The sequence below is a fragment of the Prochlorococcus marinus CUG1417 genome (assembly GCF_017695975.1).
Classification (GTDB): Bacteria; Cyanobacteriota; Cyanobacteriia; order PCC-6307; family Cyanobiaceae; genus Prochlorococcus_A; species Prochlorococcus_A marinus_AG.
Map to the genome: position 1 here is coordinate 409,786 of NZ_JAAORN010000002.1, position 15,635 is coordinate 425,420.

Consider the following 15,635-nt stretch of genomic DNA (forward strand, 5'->3'; position numbering starts at 1 on the left):
CTATCTAGGATACTTTTTCATAAGTTTTTGAATTTCTTCAGCATGGTAACTGCTACGAGTCAAAGGAGAACTAACTACTTGCATAAAGTTCAATTCTTTTTCTCCGAAAAGTTTATAATAATTAAATTTTGAGGGACTTACAAATCTTTGAACAGGTAAATGATTAGGGCCAGGAGATAAGTATTGGCCAATAGTAACAATATCAACGAAATTACTTTTTAAATCCTTAAGAAGACTTAAGATCTCCTCATCTTTTTCCCCTAAACCAAGCATAAAGCCTGACTTTGTATAAACTTTAGGAGAATATTCTCTGGTCCTTTTAAGCAACTCAAGAGTTCTCTCATATTTACCCTGAGGTCTTACTTTTTTATATAGAGAAGACACAGTCTCAATATTATGATTTAAAACGTTTGGATTTGAATCAAGAACTTTTTCAAGCGCTTTCCAGTTACCACAAAGATCAGGTATTAAGAGCTCAATAGTAGTTTCAGGAGATTTTTTTCGTACTTGATATACACATTCAAAAAATTGAGATGCACCACCATCCTCAAGATCGTCTCTATTAACTGATGTGATAACAACATGTTTAAGTTGCATTCTATAAACCGCTTCGGCTAAACGAAGTGGTTCTGTTGGATCTAATTCTCTTTTAGATCTGTCAAAATCAATATCGCAATATGGGCATGCCCTTGTACAGCCAGGACCCATTATGAGGAAAGTGGCAGTTCCACTTGCAAAACATTCACCAATATTTGGACAACTTGCTTCTTGACATACAGTATTAAGATTTAAATCATTTAACAAATTTGCAGTATTTCCAATTCTCTCAAATTGCGGAGCTTTTACTCTTAACCAATCAGGTTTTGAAATTAAACTATTGGAATTATTAGTCAAATGATTTTTTCTAGTCTTTATTTTTATTTTACTAAAAACATTTTGAATTAACTATAAAGAATTTCAAAAATGAAGACTAATCAATAGAAGTCAAAAAATAAGTAAATTTAATTAATCAATAGACAATTTGAAAGATCCTTATCCAAGTTGTTTTAAAGCCAATTTTTCTGTTTCATCAACCTAAACTAGAACAGATAATAGAACGTTATTTTTAATACAGTAATCAATACTTTTCAGTAACACGCTTGACTAATTTAATACAACTTTTAATTAAATTTTTTTGTACTTAAAACTGTTTTTTTATTTATTTATTGATACAGTAAAAAATATATGTAATAAAACATTGACTTTTAAATTTAAAAGAAAACGTATTTTACTATCTGAAAAGAATAAAAGCTCTAGAGCAATAGGTTATGCTAGAGCTACTAATAATGAATTTGAAAATTTAGAAGAGCAAATAAAAAATTTAAAGGAAGAAGGTTGCAGTTTAGTTTTCTCTGAATTTATAAGTTTAGATGCAGAAGTCAAACCCCAACTCAATAAAGCTATAAATTTCTTAAATAAAGGTGATCAATTAATAATAACTCAGCTTGATCGAGCATTTAAAAATAAAAGAGAATGTTTGATGACAATAAATAAACTTATTAATAAGGATATTAAATTGCGAACTTTGACTGGTTTTTTTGCGGCTAATGAATCCCCCAAAGAAAATTCTTCAATTTTTAAAATTTTATATGAATTAGATAATCTAGAAGACAAAAGTTTAGGTGAAATAAAAAGAGAACAACTTTTACGCAGAAAATTATCTGGAAATAATATGGGAGGAAGGCCTAAAATCAGTCCTTTAAAAGAATCTTTAGTAATCAGATTGCGTAATGAGGGATATTCATATAGATCAATCAGATCACAAACAGGAATTGCACTTTCAACAATAAGAAGAGTGATTTTAGAAGGAGAATTAACGTAAAATGAGGAGGCCAGAAATTGAAAATTTAATTAAAGAAAATTTCAAAGATACTGCATTGCGTATTTATGAATTAGATATTGAAGATAGAAAAAGTTTGTTAGCAGAATATAGAGAATGGATTATGAATGATTTAAATTGTGTAGAAGTAATGATGCTACCTTATGAAGCCTATACCAACAAATTAGACTCTAATTTCATAGACGATACATTTTAGTCTTCAATAATATATGTCTTATTAAATTCATATACTTCCTTTGCTATTAATGGTAAGAAGGAAGTATCGTTGGAATATTCTTCACCATTACAAAAAACGACTAATAAAGTTTGTAGAGATTGACTATTAACCCACCAAGCAGAATCATGTCTAACTTCGGACATTAAGCCTGCTTTACTCCAAAGATTAATGCTTTCTGGTAATCCTGCGCCCAAAAAACCATCTATTTGATTAAGTGAATCGTTTTTAAGAACAAATTTATTTAAATTTCTTTTTAAAAAACTTCGCAAATTTAAATCATTTTCTTGATAATCTATATGAATCATAATTTCCTCCAAAACCCGTGCGGCTGAATCAGAATTCATAGCGTTTCTATTTGTATTATGATCTCCATAAAATTCTTTTTCACGACCAAATGGTCCATCATCCCAAGTCTTCTGACAGCAATTTATACCAACTAATTCTTCCCAATTTAAATCATTTATCCAATCATTTATTATACTTCTTTGGTATTTCCAATTTTCCCATAGTTCGCCTTCAATACAAGGTCCACTTGTTGTTCCAGTAAGTAAATCAATTAAAAAGCTTGTTGCATTATTACTGGAGAAAGACAACATTTTCCTTACAGCATCAATAATTTCATCTGATAATAATAAACTTCCTTTTTTGATCCAATAAAATGCAGCGAGGCCATAAACCAACTTGACTATGCTAGCGGGATAAACCATTTTTTTATTATTAATACCAGTTCCAAAACCTTTAAATACACGTTTATTTTCACTTTTATAATTAATCCAAGTTATCGAAATATCTTCTCTTAAAAAATCTTTGTTATAAGAGCATGCTCTCCCTAAAATATCATTTAAGGCTAGACTCATTTCTTTACTTAAATAATAAAAGGACATTGTATGGAAAGTTATAAAAATCCTATCTCACTATTTAAACAAACTAATTTTTCAAAAACTATTTGGTGGAAATTAAAAGTTAATATTTCTGGATATCAAAATGAAACAGAAGATAAATTAGTTACTGAAATATTTAAAAATAGAATTTTTAGGCTTATTTATCCAAATATTTATCAAAACAATTATAAAATCTCAAGAATTCTAGTTCAACTATATGAAGATGGTTACGTCTGTTGGATAAATTTAGATGGATTAATTATTGATAAATACGAATTAGGAAAAACTGAGAATTCAATAAAAGAACACTTCTTTATCAAAGATAAAGTTAACTCAATTTTAAAATGGATCAAGGATCAATCTGATTTAAATAATGAATATCTTTGGGGAGGCACATTAGGACCCAATTTTGATTGTTCAGGATTAATTCAGACCGCTTTTTTAAAGCATCAAGTTCAGATACCTCGAGACTCTTTTCAAATAAAAAGTTTTTGTAAACACCTTTTTTATTACAAAGAGTCTTATGCGGCTCTCCTACCTGGGGATCTTTTATTTTTTGGAAATAAAGAAAAATGTGATCATATTGGAATCTACAAGGGAGACGGATTGTATTACCATTGCTCTGGAAAGGATTTTGGCAGAAATGGAATAGGATTAGATACCCTCAAAAAATCTAATGACAGAATCTCATTGTACTATAAATCCAAACTAATCTCGGCAGGAAGAGTAGTTAGAAATTATAGATGGGACAGAACTATACGTTAATTAATAAATCTCACCTTTTAATTTTAAAAGAAATTTAAATGTTACTTATTCTTTTATTGAGGAATTAACCAGCAGTCCAAATATTTTTAATGATTGGCATTATGGTATCTAAGTGTAATGTCCCAACAAGTAACCAAGCAAAAACAGCTCCTCCACATCCCCCTAACCAAAATCCACTTGTAAAGTCAGCCCATCCAGCTCTTGTAAATAGGTCCTTTGGCGGATTAATAACAGTCGCATCTGCAGGTTGAACATTAGGTGCTTTACCAGGTGCGTTGTATAGAACAAAAAGTGCTGTCAAAATATGAACCGCTCCAATAGTAGCGAGAAGTCCAGCTGTTAGAGCAAATTCAGAATTTCTTAATGGGCCAGTCATTGTGAAAGGTCCGTATAGAAGATACCCAAAAGCTGCTCCAGTTTCTAAACCTCTAAAATTAGGGGAAATACCTTCTCTGTAAAAAGGTAAATTATTTATGAAGGCTTTTGTAAAATAACCACTATTAACTGGAGTAGCTAAATTACCAACACAAGGATCAGCAACTGTTTTTACTGCCCATTGTTCTGCTACACCAATATCATTTGGTTGTACAGAAGTATCTATGTATTTCTCATCAAACTTAATAGAACTTGTTGATTCTGAGAATGATTTTTGAAAGTCGCTCATTTTTTTAATAGTTTAGTGTTTGATAATTTATTCAGTTGCTGTAATTAATCTTCCAATCAATACGATAAAAACAGCAGGCATTGCTATACCAATTAATGGAACAAAAATTGAAGGTAAAAGACTTGGTAAATCAGATGGCATAGTTCTTTAAACATCTTTAAACACTTTAGTATTTATAAGGGAAATAGTGTTAATTTTATTACTGGATGATATAAAAATTATTAACTTTTTACATGATAAATTTTTTCGCAATTTTACTTATTATTTTTATAGGAATATTACTTCTATTTTTTAAAAAAAGAAGCTTAAAAAAGTTCATAAATAAAAGGAATATATATTCTATTAAATTAAACAAAAATAATAAATTTTCATCTACTAAAAAAAGTTTTTTTTACAATCACGAAGCAAAAAAGTATTCAGTATTTTATAAAAATTCTCAAAGAAATAATATGTCTATTCTTTTTAAGGGCAATACAGAAAATAAATTAAAGGCATTAAAAATTGCTGAAGAATTAGCTGATAAATCAACATTACCAATTTTAAGAAAAGGCTTAAGGGATATTTCTCCTGAAGTCGTCGAAATGTCAGCTTTATTAATAAGAAAATTCAAGTAAATTCAATTTTGATTAATACTAATTATTGACCTAATTCTGTAAATTGGACGATTTTGACTTTCATGATATGTCCTAATTAAAAGTTCGCTTAATAATCCAAAGCTGAATAATTGAACCCCAGCAATTCCTAATATTAATGAGAACATTAGCAAGGGACGATTTCCAATATCCTCACCCATTATTTTTAAAACTATCAAATAAGAACTCATTGCTAGGCTAATCAAAATACTTATAATTCCAACAAAGCCAAATCCATACATTGGTCTTGTTAAAAATTTAGTCATAAACCAAACAGTTAGTAAATCCATTAAAACTCTAAAAGTTCTATCTATTCCATATTTACTAGATCCATATTGCCTGCTTCTATGATTGACTTTAATTTCTTTAATTCTTGCACCTTCAATATTCGCTAAAACGGGCAGAAACCTGTGAAGTTCTCCATACAGCTTGATGTCATCTATTATTTCTCTCTTGAAAGCTTTTAATGAGCATCCATAATCATGCAACTTCAAACCTGTTACTTGAGCTATTAATTTATTCGCTATTTTTGATGGTATTTTTCTATTTATTAATTTATCTTTTCTATCAAACCTCCATCCACAAATCAAATCATAGCCATTATTAATTTCTGTAATTAATGTAGGAATATCGTTTGGATCATTCTGTAAATCTCCGTCCAAAGTAATGATGATATCTCCTTTAGAATTATCAAAGCCAGCTGACATTGCTGCAGTTTGCCCGTAATTTTTACGAAGGTTAATTACTGACAATTCTTTAATTTTGGAAGTTTGTTGTTTTAATACTTGATGAGTATTATCTTTGGAACCATCGTTTACAACAATCAATTCAAAATTTAATTTATGAAATGACATTACATTTATAACTTCATCCAATAACAAACCAATACTCTCACTTTCATTAAAAACAGGTATGACAATAGAAATTAATTGTTTTATATCTGACATTTATAGTTGATATTAATTATTTAATTTTAACTTAATTTAGAACATTAAAATTAAACAAAAAAAATCACCACAAAAGTGGTGATTCAAATTATTTAATGGAAAATTTAGCCAAATTTACCTGAAGTTGATGCAATAACAAATGCACCAAATGTAAGAATGTTTCCGATCGTGAAATGTGCTAATCCAACTAATCTGGCTTGAACAATTGAGAGAGCAACTGGCTTATCTCTCCAACCAACAAGGTTAGCAATTGGAGTACGCTGATGTGCCCAAACTAAAGTTTCGATTAATTCTTGCCAGTAACCTCGCCATGATATTAGGAACATGAAACCAGTAGCCCAAACTAAGTGACCGAATAGGAACATCCAAGCCCAAGGAGATAAAGAGTTAACTCCAAATGGGTTATATCCATTAATAAGCTGAGCAGAGTTTAACCATAGATAATCTCTGAACCAACCCATAAGATAAGTTCCAGATTCATTAAATTGTGCTACATTACCTTGCCATATCGCTAGGTGTTTCCAATGCCAGTAGAAAGTTACCCATGCGATTAAATTTAATGCCCAGAACATAGCTAAGTACATAGCGTCCCAAGAAGAACTATCACAAGTACCTCCACGTCCAGGTCCATCACAAGGGAATGCATAACCTAAATCTTTCTTGTCAGGAATTAATTTTGTTCCTCTAGCATCAAGTGCACCTTTGATAAGGATTAAAGCGGTTGTATGAAGACCTAAAGCGATAGCATGGTGAACTAAGAAATCTGCAGGACCAATAGGTAAAAAAGCACTTAATGCATCTTGTCTATTAATAAGATCCATCCAGTAATGATTACCTGGTAATGAATTAGCAGCGAGACTTGCTGAGCTTGTAGGATCAGATAATAGAGCGTTAAAGCCGTACATCATTTTACCTTGAGCAGCTTGAACAAATTGAGCAAATACTGGCTCAATTAGAATTTGCTTTTCAGGATTACCAAAAGCTACAACAACATCGTTATGAACATAAATTCCAAGAGTATGGAATCCAAGCAACATTGTTACCCAACTAAGGTGACTAATCAAAGCTTCCTTTGTTCCAAGAACTCTTGCTAATACATTATCTTTATTTAATTCTGGATCGTAATCTCTTACAAAGAAAATAGCTCCATGTGCGAATGCACCAACCATCAAGAACATTGCTATGTACTGATGATGACTATATAAAGCAGATTGTGTAGTGTAATCCCTCGCAATAAAAGCGTAAGAGGGAAGAGCACCCATATGTTGCGCTACAAGAGAAGTAGCTACACCAAGTGATGCTAATGCTAGTCCAAGTTGGAAATGTAATGAATTATTTACAGTTTCGTATATTCCGTCATGGTTAATTCCGAAACTCCCTTTATGAGGGTCATTAGGATGTCTTGTATTATGAGCTTCTGTAATTTCTTTGAGGCTATGACCAATACCAAAAGTATTTCTATACATATGACCAGCAATTACAAAAACTGTTCCAATCGCAATGTGGTGGTGCGCAATATCTGTAAGCCATAAAGCTTCACTTTGAGGATGAAGACCACCTAAGAAAGTAAAGATTGCTGTTCCAGCTCCTTCAGCTGTTCCAAATACTTGATCTAGAGAATCAGGATTTTGCGCATAAGCTCCCCAATTTAAAGTAAAGAAAGGAGCTAATCCTGCAGGGTGTGGAAGCACTGTTAACCAGTTATCCCAACCTACATGCTGTCCTCTTGATTCAGGTATAGCAACATGAACCAAATGACCTGTCCAAGCGATACTGCTAAAACCGAATAAGACAGCCAAATGATGATTTAATCTTGACTCTGCATTTTTAAACCATGCTAGGGAAGGTCGGAATTTTGGCTGTAAGTGTAGCCAACCTGCAAATAGAGTCCAACAAGCCAAAATACTCATGAATATTGAAGCTTGAAAGAGTTGCTCATTAGTTCTCATTCCAATTGTGTACCACCAATGATAGAGACCTGAATAAGCGATGTTTACTGGACCGCTTGCTCCAGCTTGTGTCATCGCTTCTGTGATACCAGATCCAAAATGAGGATCCCAAATAGCATGAGCGATAGGTCGGACATGAGTTGGGTCAAGTACAAATTGCTCAAAGTTACCCTGCCAAGCAATATGAAATAAGTTACCAGCCACCCAGAGAGCGATTATTGCTAGATGCCCGAAATGAGTAGAGAACAACTTCTGATAAAGTTTTTCTTCGGTCATACCATCATGACTTTCAAAGTCATGAGCGGTAGCTATTCCGTACCATATTCTTCGGGTTGTGGGGTCCTGAGCTAGACCCTGGTTAAATGATGGAAATTTTGTTGCCATTGAATTAAAAAGGTGAAGTTCAGGTTATTAGCCCAGACCGAAAAGGCGAGCGTGGAAGAAGGCCCATGTGGTAGCAATACCACCTACAAGAAAGTGTGTAACACCGACTGCACGTCCCTGTGTAATAGAAAGAGCTCGTGGTTGAATAGTTGGTGCAACCTTTAATTTATTGTGAGCCCAAACAATTGATTCGAACAATTCTTGCCAATATCCTCTTCCGCTGAAGAGGAACATTAAACTGAACGCCCATATAAAGTGAGCTCCTAAGAACATCAAACCGTACATACTTATTGATTGACCATAGCTTGTTAGTACTTGAGAAGCTTGAGCCCAGAGGAAATCTCTTAGCCAACCATTGATAGTAATTGAACTTTGTGCGAAATTACCACCAGTGAGTCCCCAGACATCACTCTGCATTTTCCAAGAGAAGTGGAAAATAACTATTGATAAACAGTTATACATCCAGAAGAGAGCCAAGAAAACGTGATCCCATGAAGAAACTTGACATGTACCACCTCTTCCAGGACCATCACAAGGGAATCTAAATCCTAAAGAAGCTTTATCAGGGATCAACCTTGAACTTCTTGCATAAAGTACTCCTTTAAGAAGTATCAAAACAGTTACATGGATTTGGAAAGCATGAATATGATGAATCATTAAATCAGCTGTACCTAAAGGGATTGGCGCTATAGCAACCTTTCCACCAACTTCTACTAAACTTCCATTAAAAACTTCACTTAAAGCTTTGTGAGGTAAAGCTTCAGCAGTACCTGCTAGAAGAGAAGTGCCAACAGCAGATGCTTGAATACTCTGCACCCATTGAGCAAAGATTGGCTGAAGTTGGATTGCAGAATCACTAAACATATCTTGAGGTCTACCTAAAGCTCTCATAGTATCGTTATGAATATAGAGTCCAAAACTATGGAATCCTAGCCACATACATACCCAGTTCAAGTGACTGATTAAAGCATCTCTTGCCTTAAGAATTCTGTCTAATACATTATCAATATGTTTTGCTGGATCGTAATCTCTAACCATTGCAATTCCCGCATGCGCACCTGCTCCTACTATGAATAATCCACCTATCCACATGTGATGGGTAAATAATCCAAGTACTGTCATATAGTCAGTAGCTATATAAGGATATGGTGGCATCGCATACATGTGATGAGATACAAGAATACTTATTGATCCAAGCATCGCTAGGTTTACTGATAGCTGAGCATGTCTACTTTCTGCCATAAACTCAAAAAGACCTTGATGACCTTTAGGAGCAGGGAATAATATTGGGTCTCCTTGTTGTGAATCTAATATTTCTTTCATACTATGACCAATACCGTAATTGGTTCTATACATATGACCACCGATTATTGCTATTACACCAAAAGCTAAATGATGATGTGAAACATCAGTCATCCATAAGCTTCCTGTAACAGGATTAAGTCCGCCTTTAAAAGTAAGGAAGTCTGAGAAAGCTAACCAATTTAAACTGAAGAAATTGCCTGTACCACTTGCTAATCCAGGAAATATCTGACTAATAATTTGTGGATCGCAGAGTTGATGTGGCATAGGAATATCTGCAATAGTTGCTATTTCTTTGCCATTAATAACTAAAGGAGAGCCTGCATCAATTGCATCTAAGAGAGCTGCAGTAGGAGCTCCTATATGAATACAATGACCTGCCCATGCTAAAGATCCTAGACCTACTAAACCAGCTATATGGTGGTTAAGCATAGACTCAATATTTTGGAACCACTCCATTTTAGGAGCTGCTTTGTGATAATGAAAAATTCCAGCATGAAGCATAAGTGCAGCCATTACTACAGCACCTATTGCTAAAGCCATCAGTTCACTCTCATTAGTGATTCCCCATGCTCGCCACATGTGGAATATTCCTGAACTAATTTGAATACCGTTGTAGTTAGCTCCAAGATCAGCATTAAGCATTTCTTGACCAACGATTGCCCATACTTGCTGAGCTCCAGGTTTGACATGAGTTGGGTCAGCTAACCAACCTGAATAATTAGAAAATCTTGCTCCATGGAAAAATGCAGCACTCATCCATATAAAGATGACTGCAAGATGTCCAAAATGAGCTGAAAAGATTTTTCTTGTCGCTTCTTCAGCATCGCCTGTATGCACATCGAAATCATGTGCATCTGCATGCAAATTCCAGATCCAAGTTGTAGTTTTTGGACCTTTAGATAATTTACTTGACCAGAAACCTGGCTTATCTAATTTGGCAAAATCAATAGGTCTTGGATCGGCCTTGACAGGATCCTCCAAAACTTTTTTGTTTTTTTCTCCACTTTCTGGTGGGCTGATGGTCATCTAGCACCTCGAAAATAATTGACATTAAAGCCGATTGATCGGATCTTGAACCTATATTTAATGATAATGTTCAAGAAAACGAATCCTTCGGTACTTTAGATATTCGTTTCAAAAATAATAAGGCAAAGATTCTTTCGTTATGCATTAACGTAACAAATGTTCTAATGATTGTTACTATATGAATATTTTGTTAAATTCTAGTCTATGACTAAATTATGGGTATTTTTACCCAAATTTTATATAAATTTCTTAAATTTTTTTTTATATTTCAAAGAAATTTTTTTGAATCAAGCGACAGGATATAATTTCAAAGTTACTATCAATAGTTTCTAATTTGAAAGGCATTGCGATAGGTCTATCTAATAATTCAAAAGAAATTTTAAAAAGGCTTAAAAAAACCGAGTTTGTCAAAGACATCTATATTGCAAGTTCTTCAAAAGAAGATGAAAAGGAAAATGAACTTATTCCAGTACAAAAACCTAAGGAAATCTTACTAAAAAAATGGCCTGAGATAGATCTAATAATTTTTATAGGCTCAATTGCTGCATCAATACGCATAATAAATTCATTTTTAACCTCTAAAGATCAAGATCCAGGAGTAATAGTTATAGATAACAAATGTTCCAAGATAGTTCCTTTAATTGGCTTACATCAGTCAAATACGCAATATATTGCATTTCAAATTGCCAATTTACTTGGTGGCGAAATAATAGAAACTAATAATTCCAATGATCAAAGCTTCTTAAATCTTGATGCATTTGGGAATCAATGGGGTTGGGAAAGATCAGGCGACATAAAGGATTGGTCAAAACTAGTAATTAAACAAGCTAAGAACGAAGAAATATTTTGCAAACAATTATCTGGTAATAGTTTGTGGAAAAATTCAGAATCAGGGGAGATTGTTAATCAAATCAATGAAAAAGAAATTGAAAAACCAGATTCAACATTTCATGTGAGTATATTCGAAAATCATGAAACAACTTGGCATCCGCCAGTATTATGGATTGGCATTGGATGTGAAAGAAATACAAGCAAAGAATTAATAGCAAATTCTTTAAATAATTTATTGGAATCGAGAAATTTATCGAAGTATGCAATTGCGGGACTTGCAACGGTTGATATAAAAAAAGATGAGAAAGGAATTTTAGAACTTGCTGAAGAAAAAAACTTGCCTTTAAAGTTTTTTAGTAAAGAAGATCTTTCAAAAATAATTGTTCCAAATCCTTCAAGTGTTGTAGAAAAGGAAATTGGCACCCCTTCTGTAGCGGAAGCCTCTTGTTTACTCGCAGCAGGAGAAGAATCAAAATTATTAGAAGAAAAAAGAATTTTTAAAAATCAATCTGGGGCAGTAACTATCGCTGTAGCAGAATCAAAAAATCAATATAATCCAACCCATGGCGAAATACATATTATTGGAAGTGGTCCTGGTGATATCTCCTTCCTAACCAGTAATGCAAAAAAAGCACTTTCAAGATGTACTGTTTGGATCGGATACAAAATGTATTTAGATTTAATTAAGTCCTTAAAAAGAAGTGACCAAGTTTTAATTGAAAGTAAACTTACTGAAGAAGAAGATAGATGCAGTAAAGCAATTAAACTAGCTGAGGAAGGAATAAAAGTGGCTTTAATTTCTTCAGGGGAATCTGGATTTTATGGCATGGCAGGTTTACTTTTAGAATTACTTCAAAAAATTAAAAAAAAATATAGACCTTACTTTGAAGTACATCCAGGTATAAGTAGTGTTCAATTAGCGGCTGCGATTAGTGGAGCACCACTAATGAATGACTTTTGTTCAGTAAGCTTAAGCGATAAATTAACTCCATGGTCTTTAATAGAAAAAAGAATTGAAGGAGCTCTTGTTGGTGACTTTGTAATAGCTTTATTTAATCCTCAATCTATTGAAAGAAATTGGCAGCTAAAAAGTGTAATAGATAAATGTTTACAATCTAGGGATGGTGATACTCCAGTTTTAATAGCTAGACAAGTAGGTAGAGAAAATCAAACTAAAAAATTTTTTACTTTAAACACCATTCCTTTTAAAGAAATTGATATGCTATCAATAATTATTATTGGAAATTCTCAAACAACTTTAGTTGACGAAATATTTCTCACTCCCAGAGGATATTTACAAAATGAAGTTTAGATAATCCATGATTTTATAAATAGAATGTTTTTCTTTGCTTTTTCTTTATAAAAATACTAATCTTTTATAATAAGAATGTAAGACAATTCATTGAAAAATATTGGTTTAATTTTGTTTGATATAGATGGGGTAATCCGCAGCGTGGAAAATAGTTACAGACTTTCATTAAAAAAAACAGTTTACAAATTTTCCGGATGGGAGCCAAGTTATATAGATATTGATAATGCAAAAAATGAAGGGATCTGGAATAATGACTGGGATTTAAGTTTAGAACTTATAAAAAGATATATAAAAAAGAAGAACTTAAACATTAAAATTCCTCAAAGAGAGGAAATAGTAAAATGTTTTGAAAAGTTTTACTTTGGTGGAGATCCAAATAAAGATAGTAAATATTGGTCTGGTTACATTACAAATGAGGAGTTATTAGTTGATAAAAAGTTTTTTGATTTAATTCAAGGTAATGGAATAATCTGGGGTTTTGTTAGTGGTGCAGAGTCTGCTTCTGCAAAATTTGTTTTAGAAAAAAGACTTGGACTAAAATCACCACCATTAATATCTATGGGAGATGCCCCTGAAAAGCCTGATCCTAAGGGTTTTATTAACTTATCAAAAAAGCTTATTGGAGATAAACTTGGCAAATCAAATATTCCCATTGCATATGTAGGAGATACTATTGCAGATATAAATACAGTTATAAACGCTAGAAAGGAAATCCCATCTCAGAAATTCATAAGTATCGGTATAGCTCCACCTCATTTACATTTAAATTTTCGATTAAAAGAACGTAATTATTACGAAACAAATCTTAGAAATGCAGGCGCTGACATGATTTTAAATTCTATTTATGACCTTAAAGATATTAATCTTGACTTGTTTTAAAACAAATACTAATTAAAAATTTTCTAAATAAATCACGGAGAGGGAGGGATTCGAACCCTCGACAAAAGTTACCTCCTGTAACTCCTTAGCAGGGAGCCGCTTTCAACCACTCAGCCACCTCTCCAGTTCCTATACATTATCAATTTTTCTGCAAACATTCAAAATTTTTTATTTAATCGAAATGTCTAATCTACTTGAACTTTCGGTAATCTATTTTTAAAAGAACAAAGAATTTCCCAAGGGATAGTATTAGATTCTCTTGCCCATTCAAGAGGAGAAATTGTTTTATCCCCATCAGATCCTAGTAATAACATGGTACTACCAACTTTAATTTCATTAGAATCTGTTATGTCTACCATCATTTGGTCCATAGTTATAGATCCAACTTGAGGATAAAATTTATTATTGTGGATAACGTTAATCTTGCCTGAAAGATTTCTTGGTACACCATCCGCATAACCAATACTTAATACAGCTAACTTAGTTTTTCTATGACTCACAAATTTGCCTCCATAACTTACACTTACACCTTTATCAATAGTTCTTATAAAAGCTACTTTGACCTTCAAAGATAAAGCTGGTTTAAGTAATAAATTTTTATCTATTTTTGCTAGAGGACTGTATCCGTACATAGAAAGTCCAACTCGCACCATGTGCAAATGAAAATCTTTGCTAAGAAGCATTCCCGCTGAATTAGCCAAATGAATTTTAATTTGATTACTGCTATCCAGATTAATTTGCTTTAATAATTTATTAAACTTCAGTCTTTGTAATTGTGTAATGCTTTGAGAATCTAATGCTTTATCTTCATCTGCAGACGATAAATGACTATAAATTCCTTCTATTGAAATATTCTCAAAAGATTTTATTTTTTCAAATTGCTGAACAAATTTATTAGATTCAAATCCTAATCTTGACATTCCAGTATCAACCTTAAGATGTAATGAAAATTTCAACCCAAAGTGCTTCCCGATATTATTGCAAACTAAACACTCTCTTATACTACTTATAGTTGGCATAAGATCATTTTTAAAGGATATTATTAAATCTCTTTTTGTATATAGATTTCCGAGAATAAGAATTGGTTTTTTAACTCCAAAAGAACGTAGCTTAATGCCTTCTTTTAAAGTTGCAACGCCTAATTGCGAAGCTCCCCCTTTGATAGCATATTCAGATACTACTTTTGCATCATGTCCATATCCATCAGCTTTAACGACTGCCATAAACTGACAATTTTTACTTAATTTTGATCTTAACTGTCTAACGTTTTTTTCTATTGCTTTACCTTTAACTTCAATCCATGCTCTTTGTTTTAGATCTATATCTTTTTCAAAATTTGGAAATTTTTCAAAATTAAAAACCTGATTTGTTTGCCTATTTTGCATTAACTTTGCACAAATTTATGCGCTTATTGAAATATACAGTTAGCATGACATGTAAATTGTATTTTGGCATGGGCCAGACTCTAGTTTTAAATGCATCTTATGAACCTTTAAACATCACTTCCTGGCGAAGAGCAGTAATTTTGATGATTAAAGGTAAAGCAGAAAGCTTAGAGGAAGATATAACATATTCAATTCATAGCGGGAAAAAGTTGCCGACAGTTATAAGACTTCGTTACTACGTCAAAGTTCCTTTTAGAGAGGTTTCTTTAACAAGAAAAAATATTCTTCTCAGAGATAATAATTCTTGCCAATACTGTAATTATAGGGGTAATGACCTATCAATAGATCATGTTTTACCGAGAAGCAGAGGTGGAACAGATAATTGGGAAAATGTTACTACAGCATGTCTCAGATGTAATGTACAAAAAGGTAATCGAACCCCAGAAGAGGCGAATATGCCCTTAAAACGCAAGCCTTATCGTCCATTAAGTAATCTAAATTTTGAAGCTACAAGACAAATTGACTCTGGCAAGCATAAAGAATGGAGTAAATACGTAGTAGGGGTTGAAATCTAAAAAA

Annotated in this window: 15 protein-coding genes and 1 tRNA gene; 7 read left to right on the forward strand and 9 right to left on the reverse strand. The window is 32.6% G+C overall.

What is annotated here, in order from left to right; all coding sequences use genetic code 11:
* Positions 1-894 (reverse strand): lipoyl synthase, encoded by an 894-nt coding sequence (gene lipA / locus HA140_RS08305; protein WP_209040645.1) that lies wholly within the window; start codon positions 892-894, stop codon positions 1-3.
* A 343-nt stretch (positions 895-1,237) separates the two neighbouring features.
* On the opposite strand from lipA, the gene HA140_RS08310 reads away from it, so the two are divergent.
* Both HA140_RS08310 and HA140_RS08315 read left to right on the forward strand, forming a co-directional pair.
* The gene (locus HA140_RS08310; protein WP_245156246.1) at positions 1,238-1,861 is read left to right on the forward strand and encodes a recombinase family protein; all 624 of its coding nucleotides are present in this window, start codon (positions 1,238-1,240) and stop codon (positions 1,859-1,861) included.
* A gap of 1 nt (position 1,862) precedes the next feature.
* Complete coding sequence (locus HA140_RS08315) at positions 1,863-2,075, forward strand: hypothetical protein (protein WP_209040646.1); 213 nt, start codon at positions 1,863-1,865, stop codon at positions 2,073-2,075.
* Here the strand turns inward: HA140_RS08315 and HA140_RS08320 are convergent.
* Complete coding sequence (locus tag HA140_RS08320; protein ID WP_209040647.1) at positions 2,072-2,980, reverse strand: serine hydrolase; 909 nt, start codon at positions 2,978-2,980, stop codon at positions 2,072-2,074. The two genes, HA140_RS08315 and HA140_RS08320, sit on opposite strands and share 4 nt — an antisense overlap.
* Before the next feature lie 3 nt (positions 2,981-2,983).
* On the opposite strand from HA140_RS08320, the gene HA140_RS08325 reads away from it, so the two are divergent.
* Complete coding sequence (locus HA140_RS08325; RefSeq protein WP_209040648.1) at positions 2,984-3,742, forward strand: C40 family peptidase; 759 nt, start codon at positions 2,984-2,986, stop codon at positions 3,740-3,742.
* Between the two features lie 64 nt (positions 3,743-3,806).
* Here HA140_RS08325 and HA140_RS08330 read toward each other — a convergent pair whose 3' ends face one another.
* Both HA140_RS08330 and HA140_RS08335 read right to left on the reverse strand, forming a co-directional pair.
* Positions 3,807-4,406 carry a photosystem I reaction center protein subunit XI gene (locus HA140_RS08330; protein WP_209040649.1) on the reverse strand — a complete coding sequence of 200 codons (600 nt, stop codon included), beginning with the start codon at positions 4,404-4,406 and terminating at the stop codon, positions 3,807-3,809.
* Between the two features lie 27 nt (positions 4,407-4,433).
* The gene (locus HA140_RS08335; protein WP_011863629.1) at positions 4,434-4,547 is read right to left on the reverse strand and encodes a photosystem I reaction center subunit VIII; all 114 of its coding nucleotides are present in this window, start codon (positions 4,545-4,547) and stop codon (positions 4,434-4,436) included.
* A gap of 308 nt (positions 4,548-4,855) precedes the next feature.
* Here HA140_RS08335 and HA140_RS09390 point away from each other — a divergent pair, with 308 nt between their 5' ends.
* Positions 4,856-5,020, forward strand: a complete 165-nt coding sequence (locus HA140_RS09390) for a hypothetical protein (protein ID WP_245156247.1) — start codon at positions 4,856-4,858, stop codon at positions 5,018-5,020.
* A gap of 2 nt (positions 5,021-5,022) precedes the next feature.
* On the opposite strand, the gene HA140_RS08345 is transcribed toward HA140_RS09390, so the two are convergent.
* The 3 genes from HA140_RS08345 to psaA all read right to left on the reverse strand — a co-directional run bounded on the left by HA140_RS08345 (position 5,023) and on the right by psaA (position 10,649).
* A complete protein-coding gene (locus HA140_RS08345) occupies positions 5,023-5,985 on the reverse strand; it encodes a glycosyltransferase family 2 protein (RefSeq protein ID WP_209040651.1) in 963 nt (320 codons plus the stop codon).
* A gap of 104 nt (positions 5,986-6,089) precedes the next feature.
* Positions 6,090-8,318, reverse strand: a complete 2,229-nt coding sequence (psaB, locus tag HA140_RS08350) for a photosystem I core protein PsaB (protein ID WP_032516051.1) — start codon at positions 8,316-8,318, stop codon at positions 6,090-6,092.
* 27 nt (positions 8,319-8,345) lie between these two features.
* Entirely contained in the window at positions 8,346-10,649 is a 2,304-nt protein-coding gene (gene psaA, locus HA140_RS08355; protein WP_209040652.1) for a photosystem I core protein PsaA, read from the reverse strand.
* A 334-nt stretch (positions 10,650-10,983) separates the two neighbouring features.
* Between psaA and cobJ the strand changes: the two genes are divergently transcribed.
* Both cobJ and HA140_RS08365 read left to right on the forward strand, forming a co-directional pair.
* Positions 10,984-12,792 (forward strand): precorrin-3B C(17)-methyltransferase, encoded by a 1,809-nt coding sequence (cobJ, locus tag HA140_RS08360; protein ID WP_209040653.1) that lies wholly within the window; start codon positions 10,984-10,986, stop codon positions 12,790-12,792.
* Positions 12,793-12,882: 90 nt separating this feature from the next.
* The gene (locus HA140_RS08365) at positions 12,883-13,671 is read left to right on the forward strand and encodes a TIGR01548 family HAD-type hydrolase (protein WP_209040654.1); all 789 of its coding nucleotides are present in this window, start codon (positions 12,883-12,885) and stop codon (positions 13,669-13,671) included.
* Between the two features lie 35 nt (positions 13,672-13,706).
* On the opposite strand, the gene HA140_RS08370 is transcribed toward HA140_RS08365, so the two are convergent.
* Together HA140_RS08370 and alr are read right to left on the reverse strand one after the other, a co-directional pair.
* Positions 13,707-13,795: transfer RNA gene (locus HA140_RS08370), tRNA-Ser, on the reverse strand.
* A 61-nt stretch (positions 13,796-13,856) separates the two neighbouring features.
* Complete coding sequence (alr, locus tag HA140_RS08375) at positions 13,857-15,056, reverse strand: alanine racemase (RefSeq protein ID WP_209040655.1); 1,200 nt, start codon at positions 15,054-15,056, stop codon at positions 13,857-13,859.
* 17 nt (positions 15,057-15,073) lie between these two features.
* Here alr and HA140_RS08380 point away from each other — a divergent pair, with 17 nt between their 5' ends.
* Positions 15,074-15,631 (forward strand): HNH endonuclease, encoded by a 558-nt coding sequence (locus HA140_RS08380; RefSeq protein ID WP_209040656.1) that lies wholly within the window; start codon positions 15,074-15,076, stop codon positions 15,629-15,631.
* Positions 15,632-15,635: the final 4 nt, after the last annotated feature.

Coding starts and splice junctions, on each gene's coding strand:
- psaA (WP_209040652.1), bottom strand. CDS start 10,649: ATGACCATCAGCCCACCAGAAAGTGGAGAAAAAAACAAAAAAGTTTTG.
- HA140_RS08335 (WP_011863629.1), bottom strand. CDS start 4,547: ATGCCATCTGATTTACCAAGTCTTTTACCTTCAATTTTTGTTCCATTA.
- HA140_RS08345 (WP_209040651.1), bottom strand. CDS start 5,985: ATGTCAGATATAAAACAATTAATTTCTATTGTCATACCTGTTTTTAAT.
- HA140_RS08330 (WP_209040649.1), bottom strand. CDS start 4,406: ATGAGCGACTTTCAAAAATCATTCTCAGAATCAACAAGTTCTATTAAG.
- HA140_RS08315 (WP_209040646.1), top strand. CDS start 1,863: ATGAGGAGGCCAGAAATTGAAAATTTAATTAAAGAAAATTTCAAAGAT.
- psaB (WP_032516051.1), bottom strand. CDS start 8,318: ATGGCAACAAAATTTCCATCATTTAACCAGGGTCTAGCTCAGGACCCC.
- alr (WP_209040655.1), bottom strand. CDS start 15,056: ATGCAAAATAGGCAAACAAATCAGGTTTTTAATTTTGAAAAATTTCCA.
- HA140_RS08320 (WP_209040647.1), bottom strand. CDS start 2,980: ATGTCCTTTTATTATTTAAGTAAAGAAATGAGTCTAGCCTTAAATGAT.
- HA140_RS09390 (WP_245156247.1), top strand. CDS start 4,856: ATGTCTATTCTTTTTAAGGGCAATACAGAAAATAAATTAAAGGCATTA.
- HA140_RS08325 (WP_209040648.1), top strand. CDS start 2,984: ATGGAAAGTTATAAAAATCCTATCTCACTATTTAAACAAACTAATTTT.
- HA140_RS08380 (WP_209040656.1), top strand. CDS start 15,074: ATGCGCTTATTGAAATATACAGTTAGCATGACATGTAAATTGTATTTT.